We start from the raw sequence: 20,660 nt of genomic DNA on the forward strand, positions 1-20,660 counted from the left end.
AATATGCGATTATTATCGATAACAGCACTTTTTATTTCATTTTCGGTTCTAATACCGAATTCGTTTTCTGCAACAGCGCCATTACAAGAGTATGTCATTGTTGAAAACCAAGTTGATAACGAATTCTTTATTGTTGCTAATAGAGTTGACCCACGCTTCTCGGGCTCAAATGTATTCACAAAATACCAGCGCAATAGCCAATATAGTTTAGGCTATATGGGATATACAGGAACACCTTTTAGCTCAACTTATAATACAGGTGATATCTGGTTAGAAAATTCTCCCGTAAGCCAACCTTTTATCGGAAATCGTTGCATGACAAATAACCGAAATTGCCCGGCAACGTCTTATTGGTCAGCTCAGCAGTTACGAGATAATGGTGCATATAAAATCCAACAAACAGGAACACCGGGTGAGTCTGGATATTCAAGACCGATATTTTCTGAATCTTTTTATCGCTGGTTAGCCGAAATACCACCAGGAACAGAATATACTTTTGATTTAAGAACCTGCACAAGCCGCGATGATTATGATTTAAGTAACGCAACCTGTATGACGAGTGGAGGAAGAACGACAACACAACAACACTACATTCCAACCAATAAAAAAGGCAATATTATTCTAAAAGGGACGGGCGCCTTACAAGAAGTCTTTGTGGATAGCAATGGCAATCCAACTATTGGACTCGGTTCTAATTTTTGCTCGACAGGGATTGTTGGAAATACTTCTGGAATTATTTGTAAGTTGGTTGAATTAGAAACCCAAGGACAATCTATCGGCGGTACATTTACAGTTCGTATGTATATTGATAGTGCAAAGTTAGGTTTAGCTAGGGACCCCCGTGCTGCACTTATTCAATATAAAGGAAGTAACAGCACGCGCTGGACAAATTGGTCATCAACAACAAACATGTCAGAGATCTTTAATAATGGTTCACAAAATATTGAAGTTTTTCTCTCAAATGAATATTTAAAATCAATTGTTGACGCTTCACCTAATTCAACAGTCACACTTGCTGATAGTGTATATACTTTTGGTTTTCAATCACCACTTCCTCAATCTGGATTTTACGAATTTACACCTTCAAATTTCTTAATAATTAAGCCGAGAGATTATGGAATTAGCATTATTCCAGCAGATTTTAATCCAAACCAATCCAAAACAGGAAAAGTCGGCAATGATGAACCACCGATAGAATTTAATTATATCGTCACGACTAGCGGGCCAAGGCAAGCGGATTCTATTACAGCAAAAGTTGAAGGACCAAACACAACATTAAAAGGACAGTCATACTGCTTATTTACCTCGAGCGATAATAAACTTAATGTCCCTTTTTCCGCTTATCTTTCATTTAAAAATGAAAATGGCACTAAAGAATCACACCGAGCAAGTTGTGATAATAATGAAATTTCATTAAAAAATGCATTATGGTCTGAAACACCATGGGATAGACCTAATGAGGATTTAGGATCTTTTTATCGAACTAACTTAGATTTATCATTCCCAATGAATGACTCTGAATCATTTTTTACATTGGATGGTATTGATTGGTTAGGAACCGTTTCTGCAAGTGGCACAATAACTGTCAAAGCAATTTGGACTGGGCCCGATATTCAATAATATCTAATGACTACTTTTAGGGCTACTTGTAAAAGTTCAAGTGGCCCTTTTATTGAACCCCATATACTCTTAAATTTTAGTTGGATTTTTTAATATGAAACCATTTTATTTACTTAAAATCCTATTATTGATTTTGCTATCAGTGTCTTGCAATAATGCTATTGCTTTATATATCAATGCAGATATTTCTTCGATGGAGTCAGGGCAAGAGTTTTTTTCTAAGCCATACATCAACGACACAGATAAAACTAATTTATATAATTTTAGTGCCTACAAAATTGATAAACCAGGTAACCAAGAACATGGGGCACCTCTCCATAACGGCGAGATTATTTTTACTCCATTGAAGAAAATTTTATTACCTGGGGAACAAGAATTTTTTAAGATTTTTTATCGAGGAGAAGCCGATGAGACCGAGCGCTATTATAAGATTATCATTAGCGAAACCCCTCTTGATATGCGTAATGATGATGAACAAAAAAAGCGACCTTTATTTTATCCAACGGTTAGCCTAGAAACCTATTTTGTTGTGAGACCTAAAAAACCAGATTTTAAATATGAGCTTAATCCAATCACTAGTATTCTAAAAAATACGGGTAATACCTATTTTAGAGTACTCTTACATGAAAACTGTGATGCTAATGATGATTCCGAGCCTTATCTATTTTACTTATTACCTGGCCAAGAATCTAAAGATGAGCGTCTTAAAAAGAAAAGTCGTAAATATATTGTAATATTTGATAAATATTACCCAATTGGCAACTGCACCTAAAATCCAATCATATCAATTAATTAAAAAAACAAAATGACAAATTTGGCTATACTACTATTAAAATAAACATTGAATTATCTAATCATAATTCGACAGGTACTCTGTATCTATAATTACCTTAAAGCATTACAAATTCATAAAATTCAGTTCTAAAAAATCATTTCAGCCTATTAAAAATAGCAAATTAATTTAGGTTTCCATGACTTGAAATAGTGGTTAATACTGCTTTTTATCTGTATATAAAACATCAAAACAAAAAATGTCAGTTTCATTAATACAATACACTGAAATTTTTGTCATTACATATATAACCAATCGTTATAAACAAAAATTTATTTTCATATTTTCTTCTCAAAAAAAGAGTAGTATATTACACTGATATAATTACTTTAAAATCAATGACTATCATGTTAGCTAAAGTGATCAAACTAAGCACATATTTTAATAACTAAATAAGAGTCATGTATGATATATATACTGAACAACATAATAAAATATAACTCTGACTTAGGTGAAATATTTAGGGTGGACACAGAACTCAGTGTAATGAAATTAACACCCGTGTTGAATTATATTTTTATAATACTAATTCAGAATAATAAAACGACTATCACTCGTGAAGAGATATTAAAAAAAATACTAAATAAATATGACCTAAAAGTTTCGATAAACACCCTTAACCAATACATTAGTACATTAAGAAAAGTATTACATCAACAGCTTTTAGTTGAAAATGCAATTCTAAGCATATCAAAAAAAGGCCTTGTTATCTCTTCTGAAATTCAAATTGAAGAATCGATTGCCAAATTCAATAATAAAATAGAGAAAAGCCTAGCCCCCCCTCCCACTTCAAGCAATAAATCTAACAAATCACTATTACTTAGTGATAAAAATCATATTATTAAAAAAACATTATTGATAATTAGTGTTTTTTTACTTTTGGTGATTATTTACCTTATAAATCAAATTCATGCAATAAAATTTCCATATGCATCAATACAGTCATACAAAATTAGCACAATTGGAGATTGCCCTGTTTATGGGTTCAAAGATAACTATGAAAAAAACATGAGTGACACAATAAGCAAACAAGCAATTGATTTTAACTTAACCTGTGAAGATTCTGATGTTTTTTATTATTATAACAATATACAAAACTTAGGAAAAAACAAACATAGCTTATTAGTAAAATGCAAAAAAAATAAAGAATGCATTTCAACAAGAGTAAATTGGCAGGATAAAAATGACTAATAAAACACTATATTCATTGATACTATTATTTTCATTAATTATCGTTTTCTTGTTATTTAACTTGAATTTAGAAAAAAGTAAAACACAATATTGTGAAGCAACTGTTTCCTCTAATTTCATATTAGCTAATAATAAATCATCATATACACTAAATATGAAATTAGTAAAAAACAATGATAACAGTGGATATATTAAATTATTAGGAACAATTACAACTGATAAGACATATACTGTTAATCGAGTTGTTCATTTCAATCAATCATCAAGAAAGTATATAAAAGATTTAAAGTTAACCATAAGTTATGATAGAAAATCTTCAAATGACAATGTTCCTGATGATATATTCGAAAAATATTTTAAAGCATTCAATCTAAACTCAATTGCATATGTAGAAATTGATGAGATAACTTCTGATTGGTACCTTTTTTCCAGTTCGTTTGGCCCTTATTTTGTCTGTAGCAGGCAAGATAAATTAAATACAATTTAACACATAGCTAACTACTTATAAAGTAGTTAGCTCAGGTAATCGCTAATATTACATCTCTGATTCCTATTAACCTTTTCATTTTTTCTCCAACTAAGCAGGCTTGATTATACTTTTACCTATAATTAAATTTATATGCTACCTACCGATAAGTACCAAATCAACCCTAAATAAATCACTATTTCAACTTAATCTATAAATATTTTTTTGTAATTTTATGTAAAAATATAAATACTTACTTTTATATGACTATAAATGCATTTTTTTCATTTATTATTTATTATATTCTCACTTTTAAGTCAATCCCTAAGATTAACATAACGCATTGTTTTTATTGAATTATAAAAACCTATATTTTGATTCAATAGTCTATATTCATTATTTATACCTATATCAATAGACTAAAGCTATCAAATAAACTATTTTTGATTCATTAAAACAATTTCACATTAGTAACTAAAAAATATAATCTATTCCTCATAGAGAAAATCAAAAAATTTAAAGTAATGCCATCTTCAATAGCTAACTTTAAAATAATAAGTTCCTAATAGAGAGAATATGAAATGAAATATATCAATACTAAAGAATTGAATAAAAGTAATGACCTAGATATTGTTATGGCTACCGCAAAATACTTGAAATCCGCACGTATTGAAAAATCATTAACAGGAACAGAATTAGGAAAATTATTAAATTTGAGCCAACAACAAATATCAAGGTATGAGAATGGCCAATCTGCAATTTCTATTGATAGCCTTCATATATACCTTAAAGCATTAGGTAAAGATTGGTTAGATTATTTCAGATCTGTTATCTTAGTTAGAGTTCATGCGAATTATTATTAATACAGTCATAAAAAACTCAAACTTATACATTTCGATAAAATCGCGACAAAACCTAAGAATAGTTAATATGATTAAAAAGAATATGAATTATTGTCATAAATCTATTATTTATAGATCTCATTATATCAAAAATTAACTCAAAGAAGTCATTAGAAGCAAAAAATGTATCATTCAACAAAAAAGTGATACAAAAAGAAAGGAACTCTTAATGCAGTTAAATACAGTCATGATAAAAAAAACGCCACGCTAATATATTAGCGTGGCGTTATAATTTGGCGGAACGGACGGGACTCGAACCCGCGACCCCCTGCGTGACAGGCAGGTATTCTAACCAACTGAACTACCGCTCCTGATGTTCCCTACTGGGAACGCCATGCATATTACGAATACTTAAGGACCCCGTCAACACTTTTTCTTGTTAAATCGCGCAGTTGAACAGTTTTTAGCCTTGAGAGGCTTTTCTATGCATTTTCCTAAGCAACCATTAATGATAACACCAATCATTAGTGTAAATTTTCAGCCTCATCGGAAGATTGCCGCCAAAGGCAGGGTTTGCCACCCTTCTTATCAACAATATCCAGCCGGGCTTCATGAGCAATAAGCTCTTCATCGGAAGCAAAAATCACCCTAAGGCCAGTTTGGGGACGTTCAATTCTTTGAATTTCATACTCTTGCTCATTATTAGCCGATTCCGAATCCATCGAAAATGATAATGAAGTTTGCCCACCTGTCATTGCCAAATAGACATCTGACAGAATCTCAGCATCGAGTAAAGCCCCGTGCAGTGTTCGCTTAGAGTTATCAATTAAATAGCGGTCACATAGCGCATCCAAGTTATTCCGTTTACCCGGGAAAAGTTTGCGAGCCAATACTAAGCTATCAGTGATGGTACAAAAATCTTGCGTGGGTGGAATTCCTTTATTAAGTTTACGGAATTCATAATCCATGAAACCGATATCAAAGGGAGCATTATGAATAACAAGCTCTGCACCTCGAATAAATTCAAGGAACTCATCCGCAATTTCTGCAAAAACAGGTTTATCTTGTAAAAATTCATCACTTATCCCATGCACTTCGAATGCTTCAGGATCCACTAAACGGTCAGGTTTAATGTACACATGAAAATTACGCCCTGTTAGTCGGCGGTTAATCACTTCAACCGCACCAATCTCTATAATGTTGTGCCCTTCATAATGAACACCGAGTTTATTCATACCGGTTGTTTCAGTATCAAGGACAATTTGTCTGGTTATCACCGTGCTCATAATGTTTTTTTGTGTCAAACTAGAGGGGAACGAATAATATAGAGTGTAACAGAAATGACAAAGCAGGTAGAAATTTTCACGGATGGTTCCTGTTTGGGCAATCCTGGCCCTGGTGGATATGGCGTTGTTTTACGCTACCAACAGCATGAAAAAACGTTGAGTGAAGGTTATTTTTTAACCACAAATAACCGAATGGAACTACTTGCAGCCATCAAAGCATTAGAATCGCTAACAAGACCTTGTGATATTATTTTAACCACTGATAGCCAGTACGTACGACAAGGAATAACACAATGGATCCACGGCTGGAAGCGTAAACAATGGCGAAAAGCAGATAAATCCCCTGTCGTTAATGTCGATTTATGGAAACGCCTCGATGATGCCATCCAACGACATACTATTGATTGGCGTTGGGTTAAAGGCCATGCTGGCCACCCCGAAAACGAGAAATGTGATGAATTAGCTCGAGCTGCGGCTTCAGCACCAACTAAAGAAGACACGGGTTACCAACCCGCACAAAACTAAGAAGGGTCGTTTACCTTCATTGATTTACTGATCTCCTTTGCTGTACCGAGTGCTGTTCCAATCTTAACTTTTGGTTGCTTAAATTTTAGTGGTGTCGGAGTTAGTGGGTAAGTCCGTTTCCGCGCCACAATCACGCTTAAAACACCAACTCCCCCACAGCTTTTATTCACTCGTCTATTCGCCCCCAGCCAAGGGATTATTTGGCAATTGCGATGATACAAAACTTCATAATTTAATAAGCTGAGCCAATCAAATACCCTAACGGATGGAAAAAAACGGCTACAATAAGGCTGCCGTTTACGTAAAACAGGCACGAGTTTCGCCATTCCAAGAAGACTGAAAGGGTTAAAACCTGAAATAATTAACCAGCCATCGTCGATTAATACCCGGTCAACCTCCCGTAAGAGCCAATGAGGATCATGGCTATAAGCCAAACAGTGAGTCATTAGGCAGGCATCTATAGATTTTTGGGTTAATGGTAAAGCTTCGGGTTTGGCAACAAGGTTAAAACGCGGATCGCCGGTACCAACATTAAATTGGTGAGAGATAAGACAGCCTTCGGTCTGGATTTCAGTACTTAAATGACCTAACTTAAGCAGATGAAAGCCAAATATCTTTGGCCACCAAGGGCTAAGTTGATTTTCTATGGCTTGACGGTATTGTTCTCCAAAAGGAATGTCAGACCAACTAACAGGCATTTGAATTTTTTTATCAATACGCGCAGGCTTCATGAAATTCCCCTATTAACTATTAACAAGTATCGAGGTCATTATGGAGTTAATTCGAGTACCAGCCTTAAACGATAACTACATTTGGGTTTTAGCTGATAGCCACCAACAGTGTATCATCGTTGACCCTGCAGAGGCAGAGCCTGTGCTTGAAATAATTACAGCCAAGCGATTGACCCCAGTCGCAATCCTATTAACTCACCACCATAATGACCATACGGGTGGCGTAAAAGGGATTTTAAGCAAATTTACAACTCTTCCCGTTTTTGGCCCAAAAGAAACTCAATCTAAAGGAGCAACAGAAATAGTCGAAAATGGTGATAAAGTCATAATTGACGAGTTCAACCTACAGGTTATTTCATTATCAGGCCATACATCTGAGCATATTGGCTTTTACCAAGCACCTTATTTATTCTGTGGTGACACCCTATTCTCTGCGGGTTGTGGGCGGATATTTGAAGGAACGCCCGAGCAAATGTTTGAATCTATCCAAAAAATTGCAGCACTCCCTGATGAAACCTTAATTTGTTGTGCTCATGAATATACTTTATCTAATCTCAAATTTGCACACCATATATGGCCTGAAAATGAAGCGATTACACAATATTTACAAAAAATAACGCAAATACGTGACAAACATCAACCAACAGTACCTACCACATTGAAAATAGAGAAAAAAATAAATATTTTTCTGCAATGTGACAACCCTCAACTACAGAAAAAACTCAATATTAATCTACAAAACCCACCTTTAAGAGCAATTTTTACCCTACTGCGTCAATTAAAAGACCAATATTAAAGTTTAATGATTGTCATATCGGGGTGGGATAAGTATTATTGTTCGACTTTTAAACATTAAAATGAAGAACAATAGAAAAGAATGAAGATAATCGCGACGCTTATCGCCATTGTTCTGTTGGCCGGATGCCAAACTGCCCCGAAAAAAATTAAGCAGAACAAAACTCCTAGTAATCATACAATTGAAACTGTTGCACCACATAACCAAGCCGCCAGTAGACAATTACCTAAATCTGATTATGACCTATGGGGTTATATTAGTGATGAACTAAAAATGGATGTCCCTGATAAACCTCAAATTAGGGAGTTAGCAAATAGTTATTTAAATAAACAACGTTTTGTCTACGATGTGGCATTAAGAGCTGAGCCATACATGTACCTCATCGTAGACGAAATTAATGAGCGCAATTTACCAATGGAGTTAGCTTTAATTCCTATTATTGAAAGCTCGTTTAATCCTAAAGCAACTTCTCCGGCACAAGCTGCAGGCCTATGGCAAATCGTCCCTATCACGGCTCGCTCATATGGCCTAAAACAAACACAATGGGTTGATGAACGCAGAGATGTCGTTTCTTCAACTAAAGCGGCCTTCGATCTTCTCGAAAACTTAAATGTTATGTTCGGCCATGACTGGGAGCTCACTCTAGCTGCCTATAACTGTGGTGAAGGCTGTGTACAAAATGCTATCAAGAAAAATGAGGCTGCCGGGTTACCAACTGATTTCTGGTCACTCTCTTTACCGAAAGAAACCAAACAATATGTACCAAAAATCTTAGCGCTTAGCCAAGTATTAAAAAATCCTGAAAGGTATCAAGTTAATTTGCCAACAAGTAATAAAAATAGAGCACTCACTCAAATTGATGTTGGCCAACAAATCACGTTATCTCAAGCTGCTGAGTTGGCTGGGTTAACAGTTGAATCGGTAAAAACATATAATTCTGGTTACACTCGCGGTATAACATCACCAAGTGGCCCTCATTATATTATGCTACCTACGGCTAAAGCCGAACAATTCAAAACATCTCTTTCAGACCAAGACGTTTTAAACACGATTCGCTTAGCAGCGCAACAAAATCAGCAGATAAAAACAGCACAACCTACTGCAATTTCTAGTGCGCGTCAAAATCGAGCTAAAATAGCGACATATAAAGTACGCAAAGGCGAATCCGTCGCAAGTATTGCAAAAAAATTCAATACTACTGCGAAAGATATTCAAAAGCTAAATGGATTAAAAACCGCAAGCGTTATCAAACCTGGGCAAGTATTAAAAGTTGCTAGCCCAGCGTCTACAGCAAGTAGCCGTAAGGCAAAAACCTATAAAGTAAGAAAAGGCGATTCCTACTATAGCATTGCTAAGCGTCATGGCATAAAGCTCAATGATTTAATGACTTGGAATTCAGGTGTTAAAATGGCCGACCTGAAACCAGGGGTGACCTTAAACCTCTACCTTTAAGTTAATCTCAGCAAAAAAGCTTTTGTCTATTTCAGATAAAAGCTTTTTTATTTTGAATTCTCTTATTAGTAAAAATTAATTATTTGAATGAATTAAATAGGATAATAATTTTTATAACATCTTTTGTATAAACGTTTCATATTCGCTGTACTAGAATAACCGATGGTTAAACTATAGTTTAAATACTTCATAAAATTGAGTTTAAACAGAACATACGTAACTCAAACCTCAACTACTCACTAATAAATTAGAAAAAAGTCGTTTATTGGTGGTGACATATGTGGTAATAATGCTATTATTATATCGCGGCTAGTTTAGTCCGAGCAGCCAGTCCGTATTCGAACATCGCTTATGTATTATATTAATAATTTTCGAAAGTTTAACGAACTAGCAATAATCTTATATTTTTCAATATACTAACGTGCAAACTTTTATATTGAACATAGGTACTTTAATTAGTTAACATGACATTATTGATAAAAAATACACACAGCAAAAGTCAGATTCGCCTGCGGAGGTGATTATGGATGAATACTCACCCAAAAGACATGATATAGCAGAACTAAAATACTTATGTAATAGTCTCAATAGAGACGCTATTTTAAGCTTACAAAAAACAAATACACACTGGATTAATGATTTAAGCTCCCCGCAAAGCGCAGCCTTGAATGAACTCATTGAACATATCGCTGCATTTGTATGGCGGTTTAAAATCAAATACCCAAAAGAAAATCTTGTTATATCACTTATCGAAGAATACCTCGATGAGACCTATGATTTATTCGGCAGCCCAGTTATCACACTTAGTGAAATTATAGACTGGGAAGCAATGAATCACAGCCTTGTCGCTGTGCTGGATGATGACCTAAAGTGCCTAACCAGCAAAACTTAAAGGTATTATTTACCTTTAGTTCAGACTATAAAACCGTATATTAATAAGTAATTTTGCATAAAAGAAAGGGTATTATGACCAAATCTGATTATCTGATGCGTTTAAGAAAATGCACCACAATTGAAACACTTGAGCGTGTCATTGAAAAAAATAAGTATGAATTATCTGATGATGAGCTAGAGCTATTCTATTCAGCAGCAGATCACCGCTTAGCTGAACTCACAATGAATAAGCTTTATGATAAAATCCCAGCGTCTGTTTGGAAGTTTGTTAGATAATATCTTATTAACACGCACAGATAGTGAATGGTTATAGCCGGTAAATCCACTTATCGGCTGAACGCAATGTATTTGTCATTTTATTATTGGCATAATTATTATGCTAATAGGATTTTCTTACTTTAAATTTTAGCCTGCCAACTTTTTCTTATCACAATACTCAACAATTAATGTTGTATTCTTAACTTTTCTTTTTAACTTTTGAATTCATTTAAACCTTAAAGTTTAATTTACATTTATAAAAATAAAAAAGAATAAACAGAAAAAACAATTAAAAATTATATTTATAATAAATTGGAATAGGGAGATTGATATACAAGGAAAGGTCTTAGAATTGGGTGGGAGCCCTGCCAGCGACATCCCGGCACACACGACCCCTGCTATGGCTGCTTCCTTCCGGACCTGACCAAGTTAACAAGTTAGCGTTGCGGGAGAACCAACAGAGCCCCCATTGATTGCTTCTTTCAAAGCAGGGGCATTATGCTTGATAGTCATTGAAATAGCAAGAAACCCATGGCTAAGTGGCGATTTATCACACAAACACCTATAAAAATAGAGACTCAACTAAGAGCCGGTACATTGGCTAATTCGCAGAGACCATCAATAATTCAACATTTTTTGTAATACCGTTGTTGATAACCTCTACAACACTATCACTGATATACAATAGTTTTCCGTTTGCGCTTATAGTTGCATTCACAACTAGCGTACCTTCTTGCCTAACTTCACTTTTTTGGTAAGTTAGTTCAAAAGGAATAGTCGGCCGATTGTTCACCGAATTATAATATTTTTGAGATAATATTAGAGCAGGTAAGTCCGCAACTGTTGTATCTGCCAAAGTGATTGTAACAACCGCACCCTCGGGTAAAACAGTATCCTGTAAGATTACCACACGGCCCTCAATTTTCCCTGAATCTACCGTCTGGTTATTATTGCTATTTTTAGCATTAAGTGTTTTTTCACTGGGCTTTGTGCTATTCCCTTCACAGCCAACCAACGTTAAAAGCACTAATAAGCTAACAATGTAGCGAAAAAACTTCATAGTTATTACCTATAATACAATGTTTACTAAAACATTTTTAAATAATCGGAATAGACAAATCATTTTCTGACAAGGAATGATAAAAAGTATAACTAATATTGGTAGAATAATACATTTATATTTCTAAATGTAACAATACGTAACCCCAATTTATTCGATAGCAATTAATCTACCTATTCAGGGTAAATAATGGGAAAATACCTGTATCTCATTTACATATAACAGAACTAAGATGACTATGAGCCCAGAATTACAGAATTTAATTAGCCTAATTGAACTCGAAAAAATTGAAGAAGGGATTTTTCGAGGACAAAGTGAAGACCTTGGATTGCCTCAAGTTTTTGGCGGGCAGGTTGTTGGGCAAGCCATGTATGCTGCGAAACAAACCATACCTGAAGAAAGAGCGATTAATTCTTTTCATAGTTATTTTTTGCGCCCCGGTGACAGCTCTCGTCCTATTGTTTATGACGTTGAAATTTTGCGCGACGGTGGAAGTTTTAGTGCACGCCGAGTAAGTGCCATTCAAAATGGCAAGCCTATCTTCTTTATGACCGCATCATTTCAATCTCAAGAAGAAGGTTATAGCCATCAAAACTTAATGCCGGATGTGCCACCACCGACAAAATTAATTTCTCAAGATGATATTGTTCAAAGTTTGGCTGATAAATTACCGGAAGCAGTTAAAAAATACGCTCTTAGGCCAACTCCCTTTGAGTTTCGCCCTGTTGAGTTTTACAGCCCATTCGATTCCGCCCCTCAAGAACCATTTCGCTATATTTGGTTCAAAGCAAAAGGGCAGCTACCTGACCTACCTTCACTTCATCACTATTTATTAGGTTATGCTTCTGATTACAATTTCCTTCCAGCCGCATTACAACCGCATGGTAGAGGCTTTATGGAACGCGACTTACAGGTTGCAACGATTGACCATTCAATGTGGTTCCATCGTCCATTTAAAATTGATGATTGGTTACTGTATGCCGTAGAAAGCCCTTCAGCATCAGGAGGGAGGGGTTTTGTGAAAGGACAAATCTATAATTTACAAGGTGATCTTGTTGCAACGGCTGTCCAAGAGGGCGTAATCCGCCATAGGCAACCTCAAAAATAGAAGGGACTTCAAGTAAGTGATTACTTACTTAGAAAAATAAAATTGTCAGTTTAAAAAGGTAATGGCAGCCAGCAATACGCTGCCATTATCAATTTACATAAAACACAGTATTATCCTGTCATTATCATTACATTAAGGTTAATTGTAGGCACTTTCACCATGAGAAGTAATATCTAAACCTTCCCTTTCTTTTTCAACATTAATGCGTAAGCCAGACGTTTTCTCTGCGATTTTAAATGCAATATAAGCAACAATTGCAGTCCAAACAACACAAACTAGAATACTAATAGCTTGAATTCCCACTTGTTTCATCATCGTAATACCTTCTGCATAGCCACTTCCACCTAATGCAGTTGAGGTAAACACCCCCGTTAGTAAACAACCTAAAATTCCGCAGACACCATGAACCCCAAAAACATCGCACACATCATCAACTTTTAACCGGCGTTTTAAAATCACAACCCCCCATAAACCCGCTAGCCCAGAAAGCAGCCCGATGATTAATGCCCCGCCGACACCCACAGTGCCCGCCGCTGGCGTAACACCGACTAACCCGGCCAAGCACCCAGAGCAAGCACCTAATAATGAAGGTTTTTCCCTGAAAATCCACTCTGCTAAAGTCCATGATAAAATAGCACCAGCCGCCGCTGCAATAGTGTTCACAAACGCTAAGGCTGCAATACTATTTGCACTTCCTGCCGAACCTGCATTGAAACCAAACCAGCCAATAAATAATATGGAGGTTCCCATAAATACCATAGGTAAGTTATGAGGTTTAATGGCTTCTTTCCCTAATCCGGTACGATGTCCAAGTAAGTAAGCACCAACTAAACCTGCAACAGCCGCATTAATATGAACAACCGTCCCCCCTGCAAAATCTAGTGCACCATCTTGGGATAAAATACCGCCGCCCCATACCATGTGTGCCATTGGTAAATAAGCAAATGTAGTCCAGATAACGGTAAATATTAAAATTGCAGAAAATTTAATGCGCTCCCCTAGTGCACCTATCACTAATGCAACTGTTAAGCATGCAAATGCACCTTGGAATACAACGTGAATAAATTGAGGGATCGGCCCAGATAAGCTATCTACAGTGATGTTTTTCAACATAATCTGACTAAAACCACCTATAAAATCATTCCCCTCACTAAAAGCTAAACTGTATCCATAAACAATCCAAATAACAGACACTAAAGCGAAAATAACCGCAGTTTGAGCCATTAAAGAAAGAACATTTTTACTTCTCAGTAACCCACCATAAAATAATGCGATACCTGGCAGTATCATAAAAATAACTAAAGCAGTCGCTATCATCATAAATGCGTTATCAGCTTTATCTAGGGTTTCCTCTGCTGCAAACACGGTTATTGGAAAACCACCCATTGATATCAATAAAAATAAGTATTGGAACCCTTTGCTCATATTTGCTCTCCTACAGTGCTTCGTCTTGTTTTTCACCTGTACGAATACGTACTGCTTGCTCTAATGACAAAATAAATATTTTTCCATCCCCGACTTGGCCCGTATAAGCTTTTTTTTCAATTGTTTCAATCACCTGCTCTACCAACTCATCAGAAACCGCTATTTCCATACGTACTTTAGGTAAAAAATCGACGGTATATTCAGCTCCTCTATATAATTCGGCATGTCCTTTTTGCCGCCCAAACCCTCGAACTTCAGTAATCGTAAGCCCTTGAACCCCAATATCTGATAGTGCCTCTCGAACTTCATCTAATTTAAATGGCTTAATGATCGCGATGATATATTTCATGTTCACTCCTATAAGTCATATGAATAAGCTGCTTAATACTTCGGACAGCACTGACTTTATAGCAAACCGTGTGCCAAAATATATTTATCCATAAAATTCAATAGGAAAGAACAAAATAAAAAACCACTCGAATGAGTGGTTTTAAGGTATGCATTATAAGAGTGCAGAATAATTAACTAGGTATAGCCTCAATTTCAGCATCACTATGGGCATTTAATGATTCTCCAACTTGCTGCAACTGGTACATTTGATAATAACGTCCTTTTTGTTGCAAAAGCTGTAAATGTTTACCTTGCTCAACAATTGCACCACGATGTAACACAACGACTTGGTCAGCGTCGACAATTGTCGATAAACGGTGGGCGATCACAACTAACGTAGTATGTTGGCGAATCACTCGTAACGCTTTTTGTATCGCTTGCTCTGTCCCTGAGTCAATATTCGCAGTTGCTTCATCCAAAATTAAAATTTTGGGTGTCACCACAAGGACTCGGGCCATCGCTAATAACTGTCTTTGCCCTACAGACAAGGTATTTCCCTGTTCACCAAGCACGGTATCTAGCCCATCAGGTAAACCACGAACCAACCCAGCAAGCTGAACAGTTTCAAGAACTTCCCAAACTTTGTCTTGGCTAATCTCACGTCCTAATGCGACGTTGTCAAAAAAAGAAGCAGCGAGGACAACAGGGTCTTGTTGTACCATTGCAATACCATTACGTAATACTTGGTGGGATAGTGAACTCAAATTACGTCCATCTAATAAAATATCTCCCTCCTGCCACGGGTAATACCCCATAATTAAATTTGCTATGGTACTTTTACCGCTGCCTGTATGACCGACTAATGCAACGAAGTTATTATCAGGCACTTGTAAATTAATATCTTTAAGTACCATTTTGTTATCACGGTAAGCGAAAGATAAATGGTTAATTGAGATTGAACCTCCTTGTAATGGCTCAATACTTTCACCATAACCTTGCTGCGGACTATCCATTAATTCAAATACACGCTCACCAGAAACAACAGCTTGCTGAAGCATTGATTGCTGAGAAGTTAACTCAATAAGCGGCTCATTCAAGCGACCTAAATAGTTAATAAATGCATATAAGACACCAACACCAATGGTAGTCGTTCCTTCGAACCCAAATAGCAATAGCAAGCCACACAATACTGAAGCTGAAAGTAAACTTAGTAATGGCCTTAATAGTAAGCCATCAAGTTTTAATGCTTTCATTCTTGCAAAATAATGGTCTTGGCTAATACTTTGCATTTTTTCGCCAAACCTAGCCTGTTGGATAAATTGCTGAATAACTGTCATTCCATTAATGACTTCGTTAAAACCGTTATTAATATCTGCAAGATAAGATCTCACACGGCGCACAATGGGCGTACTTAAACGCTGATAAACAAGCATTACCACAAATACTGCAGGAAAAATCATCACTGCAATTGATGCCATACGCCATTCCAATGAAAACATAGCAACTAACATGGCACAAATCAGGGCTAAACTACGAAATACTGTCGGCACAACCATCACAAATAGATCTTTAATAACTTCAGTATCATTTGTAACTCGTGAAATTAATTGGCCAACAGGTTGCTTATCGAATGCACTTAGGGGCTGTCGAAGGGCTGCATTCATCACATCTGTACGTAATGTTTGCACTACCCCCACAGAGGCTTTATTAAATAAAATAATTTGATAGTAATGTAATAACGCTGCAATAACTTGGAGCAATATAAAACCAACTGCCATATATAAAGCAAGTGGCATGATGATTTGTTTTTTCGCTATCATGTTATCAATAAAATAACTGATTAGCAGAGGCCCACTAACTTCTGCAATAGCGGCTAACCATAGCATTGCAATGGCAATACCCATGGTTCCTCGGTATGCTTTTCCATAACCAAGCAAACGCTTGAGTGCTGGCCATAGCGGTTTCTTTTGGCTCATAGCTCACCATCCAGAGCAGCTTCAATCTGTTGATACTGATACATATCTTTATACCAACCCGATTGCTCAATAAGCGCTTCATGTTTACCTCGACTAACAATAGCACCTTGAGATAACACAATAATATTGTCTGCCTCTACCAATGCAGATAGACGATGGGCGCTAATTATCATAGTCCTACCCTGCCGCCAATGGCTTAAATTTTGTAAAATTGTAAACTCGGTCTGCCCATCAACGGCAGAAAGCGCATCATCTAACACCAAGATTTCTGCATTTTGCAAGATGGCCCTTGCAATAGAAATTCGTTGTTTCTGCCCGCCAGATAACATGACACCGCGCTCACCAACCTGAGTAGAATAGCCTTCAGGTAAACGTAAAATATCATCATGTACACAAGCTATACGCGCAGCCTGTTCAATTTCATCTTGAGTGGCATTAGGCCGCCCAAGCGCGATATTGCCAGCAACTGTATCTGAAAATAAAAATGGGGACTGATTTACGATAGATAACCGAGCACGCCATTCATCTAAACGGATTTCGGGTAGTGATAAGCCTTGATAGCAAATCGCCCCTTCCGTCACATCAAATTGACGCTGTAATAACGTCAACAACGTTGATTTTCCAGACCCCGTCGGCCCACAAAGCCCCAAAAATTGTCCAGGTTTTAAATCAAACTTAATATCATGTAATGCTATTCGCTTAGTTTCTGGATAACTAAAGTTGATAATATTCACATTCAAGTTTCCCTTTTCAGGCTGTAATGAATGCGAACCATCCTGAATGACTAGCGGTTCATTGAGTAAACTTAGAATACGGCTATAAGCCGCACTACCTCGTTCAACGATATTAAACATCCAAGCAAGCGCTAACATCGGCCAAATCATTAACCCTAGATACATTACAAAGCTCGTTAATTCACCTAACGTCAATGTATCGTTTAATACCATCCAGCTTCCACCTGCAATAGCGAGTAAATTTGCCATACCAATCGCCATAAAAATGGTGGGGTCAAAACGCGCATCAACTTTAGCAACATGCATATTGCGACGCCCTGCCTCAGTAGCTACCTGTTCAAATTGATTTGATTGATGATCTTCAAGGCCAAAAGCTTTAATCATACGAATACTTGTTAAACTTTCTTGCGCATGATTATTTAAAGACGAAAATGCCCCTTGAGCATGCTTGAAACGCTGATGAAGCTGGTCTCCATACCGTTTAATGATTAATGCCATAATTGGCATTGGAATGAGTGCTAGTAAAGTAAGCTGCCAACTAATTTCAACACTCATCATGATGAGCACCGCACACCCCATCACCAATGAGTCAACTAATGTTAAAACACCTTCACCAGCTGCGAACACGACTCGGTCAACATCATTCGTTGTACGTGCAATTAGGTCTCCCGTTCGATACTTATGGTAAAACGCTTGATTCTGCAGACTTAATTGCCGATAAAACTTTTGTCGTAGCTGTACAGCTAACTTATAAGAAGCACCAAATAACCATAAACGCCAAATATACCGCAACCCATACACAACCAATGCAATCAACAGCATGATTAAAACATAAGTGATTAATTGCTTTGTCGGCATTGCTCCTTTACTTATTCCATCAACGACAACACCAACAATGCGTGGAGGAACTAATTGTAAAATAGCAATGATAATTAAAAAGCAAACAGCGCCGAGATAGCGCCGCCATTCACTCAAAAAATACCAACCTAGTTGTGAAAATAATCGCACGTAATACTGCCTTGAATATATTGATTTATTGATGCCTAAGAATGAGAGACCGTAATTATCTAAGTTATTACGAGGTTAGTCAGGGATAGGCAATACTGTCGTATATTTGATTTTTTCCATTGCAAAGCTTGAGGTTACATCGATTAAACCATGAACGCCATTGACTAGCTTTTTATAAAATAAGTCATATGATTTCATATCATGAACTTCGACTTGCATAAGATAATCATACTCACCAGCCATGCGATAAAACATCAGCACCTCAGGAAGTTGACTAACAAAAGAAACAAATTGCTCATACCACTCGCTATTATGATGCTGTGTTTTAATTGTCACAATTACCGTTAAACCTAAACCTAGCTTCTCACCATCGAGTAAGGTCACTCGCCCTCGAATATAGCCTTCATCTTCAAGCCTTTTTAATCTTTTCCAGCACGGAGTAGATGTTAAATTAACAGCTTCAGCAAGGGTATTTAAGGATAGGCTACTGTCATTTTGCAATAAACAAAGCAGTTTTTTGTCTATTTTATCTAACATGAATGCTCTCTTGATTTAGGTGTAAGTACTTTTGTCGTTATTTTATTAGCTGCATAAACATATTATGCAAAATTGAATAATTAAAAAACAATAAAAATGTTACCAAACACCACGATTATAGAATATTTTTACACAAATAACCAAATTGACATATAAATAGTACCTCAATCAAACTCGCTTGATAAAAATAGAACTATTAATTGCATCCTAGTATCGCTAACATGTTTCGCTCTCTTCTTATTACATATTGAAAATGATATATCACCAAGGAGTACCTATGAAACGCGCAGTTGTGGTTTTTAGCGGGGGCCAAGACTCAACAACCTGTCTTATTCAAGCTTTGCAAAACTATGATGAAGTTCACTGTGTTACTTTTGATTACGGCCAGCGCCACCGTTTTGAAATCGAAGTCGCACAGAAATTAAGCGTATCTTTAGGTGCTGCAGCACATAAAGTGTTAGATGTCACATTACTCAATGATTTGGCAATCAGTAGCTTAACCCGAGACAACATACCAGTCCCTGATTTCGCTGAAAGTGAGTCAAATGCGTTACCTAGTACTTTTGTTCCAGGGCGTAACATTTTATTCCTCACATTAGCTGCAATTTATGCTTACCAAGTACAGGCAGAAGCAGTGATAACGGGGGTTTGTGAAACCGACTTTTCAGGTTACCCGGACTGCCGAGATGAGTTTGTCAAAGCTCTCAACCATGCAGTAGACCTCGGTCTTGCCAAAAATATTCGCTTTGAAACCCCGTTAATGTGGCTGAATAAAGCCCAAACCTGGGCACTTGCCGACAGCTATGGTCACCTTGAAACGATCAGGCAGCAAACACTGACTTGTTATAATGGTATTCAAGGTGATGGTTGCGGTGAATGTGCTGCCTGCCATTTAAGGAGCAAGGGCTTAAATGAATATTTAAGTGATAAAGAAGCTATCATGCTCTCACTAAAGCAAAAGTTATAATTAATTAGTCAAACACACAGCCTGCCATTAGCTTATTCATAACGATTCAAGCTAGGTAGGCTAATTTTGAATAAAGTCTTCAGAACCTACTTTGAATGACTCTAGTTTCTCACGCAATTGTTCATCAATAACAATCGCTTTATTCTCTATGTTATCGATAAATACAAATGTCACATAAGCATCAGAAACTACCTCTTGAGCCCCTGCTTTATTGCGAATTATTTGTTGATAACAGACTGCGCTTTTAGTGCCGATTTTATCCATTCGAGTCACTACTGTCAGCTCATCACCAAGCAAGACGCCTTGGATATAATTTACATTAATATTCACCGCAGCCATTGTTAAATTGTTTTTTATCGCCCAACTAATGAAATTACGCTTATTCATCCATTCCCAGCGGTCCGCTTCGTAGAATTCTAAGTAACGTGCATTATTAACATGTTGAAAAATATCTATATGATAACCATGAACTTTAATGTGTGTTGTCATAACTACTCCGACCAGTTTATTTTTTAATAACATAAAAATAACAAATGTACGGAAAATGTGCTGAATGATTATCAATAATAAGACTTAGCTCGCAAATTATTTATAAAAAGCTTAGTTTTCTGCTTAATTATTA

Annotated in this window: 21 protein-coding genes, 1 tRNA gene and 1 other RNA gene; 12 read left to right on the forward strand and 11 right to left on the reverse strand. The window is 36.4% G+C overall.

Annotation, left to right across the window (positions count from 1 at the left end; translation table 11 throughout):
• The first annotated feature begins 3 nt into the window (after positions 1–3).
• The 5 genes from PR834_RS10110 (at position 4) to PR834_RS10130 (ending at position 4,972) form a co-directional block, all read left to right on the forward strand.
• Positions 4–1,620, forward strand: a complete 1,617-nt coding sequence (locus tag PR834_RS10110; RefSeq protein WP_272536628.1) for a fimbrial protein — start codon at positions 4–6, stop codon at positions 1,618–1,620.
• Positions 1,621–1,714: 94 nt separating this feature from the next.
• Positions 1,715–2,392 (forward strand): fimbrial protein, encoded by a 678-nt coding sequence (locus PR834_RS10115; protein WP_272536629.1) that lies wholly within the window; start codon positions 1,715–1,717, stop codon positions 2,390–2,392.
• Between the two features lie 525 nt (positions 2,393–2,917).
• Complete coding sequence (locus PR834_RS10120) at positions 2,918–3,643, forward strand: winged helix-turn-helix domain-containing protein (RefSeq protein ID WP_164561215.1); 726 nt, start codon at positions 2,918–2,920, stop codon at positions 3,641–3,643.
• Positions 3,636–4,130, forward strand: coding sequence for a FidL-like protein (locus PR834_RS10125; RefSeq protein ID WP_004905400.1), 495 nt, complete (start codon positions 3,636–3,638; stop codon positions 4,128–4,130). Before PR834_RS10120 ends, PR834_RS10125 begins: the two co-directional genes overlap by 8 nt.
• A 560-nt stretch (positions 4,131–4,690) precedes the next feature.
• On the forward strand, positions 4,691–4,972 hold the full coding sequence (locus tag PR834_RS10130) for a helix-turn-helix domain-containing protein (protein ID WP_004905402.1): 282 nt from the start codon (positions 4,691–4,693) through the stop codon (positions 4,970–4,972).
• A 273-nt stretch (positions 4,973–5,245) separates the two neighbouring features.
• Here the strand turns inward: PR834_RS10130 and PR834_RS10135 are convergent.
• Positions 5,246–5,322: transfer RNA gene (locus PR834_RS10135), tRNA-Asp, on the reverse strand.
• Positions 5,323–5,475: 153 nt separating this feature from the next.
• Entirely contained in the window at positions 5,476–6,237 is a 762-nt protein-coding gene (gene dnaQ, locus PR834_RS10140; protein ID WP_094962150.1) for a DNA polymerase III subunit epsilon, read from the reverse strand.
• 54 nt (positions 6,238–6,291) lie between these two features.
• On the opposite strand from dnaQ, the gene rnhA reads away from it, so the two are divergent.
• On the forward strand, positions 6,292–6,762 hold the full coding sequence (gene rnhA / locus PR834_RS10145) for a ribonuclease HI (protein WP_004905405.1): 471 nt from the start codon (positions 6,292–6,294) through the stop codon (positions 6,760–6,762).
• On the opposite strand, the gene PR834_RS10150 is transcribed toward rnhA, so the two are convergent.
• Complete coding sequence (locus PR834_RS10150; protein ID WP_094962149.1) at positions 6,759–7,493, reverse strand: class I SAM-dependent methyltransferase; 735 nt, start codon at positions 7,491–7,493, stop codon at positions 6,759–6,761. The two genes, rnhA and PR834_RS10150, sit on opposite strands and share 4 nt — an antisense overlap.
• 40 nt (positions 7,494–7,533) lie before the next feature.
• Between PR834_RS10150 and gloB the strand changes: the two genes are divergently transcribed.
• The 4 genes from gloB (at position 7,534) to PR834_RS10170 (ending at position 10,911) form a co-directional block, all read left to right on the forward strand.
• A complete protein-coding gene (gene gloB, locus PR834_RS10155; RefSeq protein WP_004905408.1) occupies positions 7,534–8,289 on the forward strand; it encodes a hydroxyacylglutathione hydrolase in 756 nt (251 codons plus the stop codon).
• 81 nt (positions 8,290–8,370) lie between these two features.
• Positions 8,371–9,741 carry a murein transglycosylase D gene (gene mltD / locus PR834_RS10160; protein ID WP_094962148.1) on the forward strand — a complete coding sequence of 457 codons (1,371 nt, stop codon included), beginning with the start codon at positions 8,371–8,373 and terminating at the stop codon, positions 9,739–9,741.
• Between the two features lie 523 nt (positions 9,742–10,264).
• Positions 10,265–10,633, forward strand: a complete 369-nt coding sequence (gene tomB / locus PR834_RS10165; protein ID WP_004905413.1) for an Hha toxicity modulator TomB — start codon at positions 10,265–10,267, stop codon at positions 10,631–10,633.
• Between the two features lie 74 nt (positions 10,634–10,707).
• Positions 10,708–10,911: an HHA domain-containing protein gene (locus PR834_RS10170; protein ID WP_004905417.1), complete on the forward strand. Its 204-nt coding sequence runs from the start codon at positions 10,708–10,710 to the stop codon at positions 10,909–10,911.
• Between the two features lie 345 nt (positions 10,912–11,256).
• On the opposite strand, the gene ffs is transcribed toward PR834_RS10170, so the two are convergent.
• Both ffs and PR834_RS10180 read right to left on the reverse strand, forming a co-directional pair.
• Positions 11,257–11,353, reverse strand: an RNA gene (gene ffs, locus PR834_RS10175) — signal recognition particle sRNA small type.
• Between the two features lie 141 nt (positions 11,354–11,494).
• Complete coding sequence (locus tag PR834_RS10180) at positions 11,495–11,953, reverse strand: YbaY family lipoprotein (RefSeq protein WP_004905418.1); 459 nt, start codon at positions 11,951–11,953, stop codon at positions 11,495–11,497.
• Positions 11,954–12,191: 238 nt separating this feature from the next.
• On the opposite strand from PR834_RS10180, the gene tesB reads away from it, so the two are divergent.
• On the forward strand, positions 12,192–13,061 hold the full coding sequence (gene tesB, locus PR834_RS10185) for an acyl-CoA thioesterase II (RefSeq protein ID WP_036958583.1): 870 nt from the start codon (positions 12,192–12,194) through the stop codon (positions 13,059–13,061).
• A gap of 138 nt (positions 13,062–13,199) precedes the next feature.
• Here the strand turns inward: tesB and amtB are convergent, their stop codons facing one another.
• The 5 genes from amtB to PR834_RS10210 form a co-directional block, all read right to left on the reverse strand.
• The gene (gene amtB / locus PR834_RS10190) at positions 13,200–14,486 is read right to left on the reverse strand and encodes an ammonium transporter AmtB (protein ID WP_004905420.1); all 1,287 of its coding nucleotides are present in this window, start codon (positions 14,484–14,486) and stop codon (positions 13,200–13,202) included.
• Positions 14,487–14,496: 10 nt separating this feature from the next.
• A complete protein-coding gene (gene glnK, locus PR834_RS10195) occupies positions 14,497–14,835 on the reverse strand; it encodes a P-II family nitrogen regulator (RefSeq protein WP_004905421.1) in 339 nt (112 codons plus the stop codon).
• Between the two features lie 172 nt (positions 14,836–15,007).
• Complete coding sequence (locus PR834_RS10200) at positions 15,008–16,792, reverse strand: SmdB family multidrug efflux ABC transporter permease/ATP-binding protein (protein WP_004905423.1); 1,785 nt, start codon at positions 16,790–16,792, stop codon at positions 15,008–15,010.
• On the reverse strand, positions 16,789–18,534 hold the full coding sequence (locus PR834_RS10205) for a SmdA family multidrug ABC transporter permease/ATP-binding protein (RefSeq protein ID WP_004905428.1): 1,746 nt from the start codon (positions 18,532–18,534) through the stop codon (positions 16,789–16,791). The genes PR834_RS10200 and PR834_RS10205 overlap by 4 nt, the downstream gene beginning before the upstream one ends.
• Before the next feature lie 75 nt (positions 18,535–18,609).
• Positions 18,610–19,071, reverse strand: a complete 462-nt coding sequence (locus PR834_RS10210) for an Lrp/AsnC family transcriptional regulator (protein WP_004905429.1) — start codon at positions 19,069–19,071, stop codon at positions 18,610–18,612.
• A gap of 277 nt (positions 19,072–19,348) precedes the next feature.
• On the opposite strand from PR834_RS10210, the gene queC reads away from it, so the two are divergent.
• Positions 19,349–20,038: a 7-cyano-7-deazaguanine synthase QueC gene (gene queC, locus PR834_RS10215; RefSeq protein WP_181489325.1), complete on the forward strand. Its 690-nt coding sequence runs from the start codon at positions 19,349–19,351 to the stop codon at positions 20,036–20,038.
• A gap of 60 nt (positions 20,039–20,098) precedes the next feature.
• On the opposite strand, the gene PR834_RS10220 is transcribed toward queC, so the two are convergent.
• On the reverse strand, positions 20,099–20,527 hold the full coding sequence (locus tag PR834_RS10220) for an acyl-CoA thioesterase (protein ID WP_036958551.1): 429 nt from the start codon (positions 20,525–20,527) through the stop codon (positions 20,099–20,101).
• Between the last annotated feature and the right edge of the window lie 133 nt (positions 20,528–20,660).

Origin of the sequence: Providencia sp. PROV182, assembly GCF_028480325.1 — a bacterium.
Classification (GTDB): Bacteria; Pseudomonadota; Gammaproteobacteria; order Enterobacterales; family Enterobacteriaceae; genus Providencia; species Providencia hangzhouensis.

Excerpts from the sequence above, each read along its gene's own strand:
- PR834_RS10110 (WP_272536628.1), top strand. The coding sequence starts at position 4 with ATGCGATTATTATCGATAACAGCACTTTTTATTTCATTTTCGGTTCTA.
- gloB (WP_004905408.1), top strand. The coding sequence starts at position 7,534 with ATGGAGTTAATTCGAGTACCAGCCTTAAACGATAACTACATTTGGGTT.
- PR834_RS10125 (WP_004905400.1), top strand. The coding sequence starts at position 3,636 with ATGACTAATAAAACACTATATTCATTGATACTATTATTTTCATTAATT.
- dnaQ (WP_094962150.1), bottom strand. The coding sequence starts at position 6,237 with ATGAGCACGGTGATAACCAGACAAATTGTCCTTGATACTGAAACAACC.
- mltD (WP_094962148.1), top strand. The coding sequence starts at position 8,371 with ATGAAGATAATCGCGACGCTTATCGCCATTGTTCTGTTGGCCGGATGC.
- PR834_RS10170 (WP_004905417.1), top strand. The coding sequence starts at position 10,708 with ATGACCAAATCTGATTATCTGATGCGTTTAAGAAAATGCACCACAATT.
- PR834_RS10180 (WP_004905418.1), bottom strand. The coding sequence starts at position 11,953 with ATGAAGTTTTTTCGCTACATTGTTAGCTTATTAGTGCTTTTAACGTTG.
- PR834_RS10220 (WP_036958551.1), bottom strand. The coding sequence starts at position 20,527 with ATGACAACACACATTAAAGTTCATGGTTATCATATAGATATTTTTCAA.
- PR834_RS10200 (WP_004905423.1), bottom strand. The coding sequence starts at position 16,792 with ATGAGCCAAAAGAAACCGCTATGGCCAGCACTCAAGCGTTTGCTTGGT.
- tesB (WP_036958583.1), top strand. The coding sequence starts at position 12,192 with ATGAGCCCAGAATTACAGAATTTAATTAGCCTAATTGAACTCGAAAAA.
- PR834_RS10115 (WP_272536629.1), top strand. The coding sequence starts at position 1,715 with ATGAAACCATTTTATTTACTTAAAATCCTATTATTGATTTTGCTATCA.
- PR834_RS10210 (WP_004905429.1), bottom strand. The coding sequence starts at position 19,071 with ATGTTAGATAAAATAGACAAAAAACTGCTTTGTTTATTGCAAAATGAC.
- PR834_RS10130 (WP_004905402.1), top strand. The coding sequence starts at position 4,691 with ATGAAATATATCAATACTAAAGAATTGAATAAAAGTAATGACCTAGAT.
- tomB (WP_004905413.1), top strand. The coding sequence starts at position 10,265 with ATGGATGAATACTCACCCAAAAGACATGATATAGCAGAACTAAAATAC.
- glnK (WP_004905421.1), bottom strand. The coding sequence starts at position 14,835 with ATGAAATATATCATCGCGATCATTAAGCCATTTAAATTAGATGAAGTT.
- queC (WP_181489325.1), top strand. The coding sequence starts at position 19,349 with ATGAAACGCGCAGTTGTGGTTTTTAGCGGGGGCCAAGACTCAACAACC.
- PR834_RS10150 (WP_094962149.1), bottom strand. The coding sequence starts at position 7,493 with ATGAAGCCTGCGCGTATTGATAAAAAAATTCAAATGCCTGTTAGTTGG.
- amtB (WP_004905420.1), bottom strand. The coding sequence starts at position 14,486 with ATGAGCAAAGGGTTCCAATACTTATTTTTATTGATATCAATGGGTGGT.
- rnhA (WP_004905405.1), top strand. The coding sequence starts at position 6,292 with ATGACAAAGCAGGTAGAAATTTTCACGGATGGTTCCTGTTTGGGCAAT.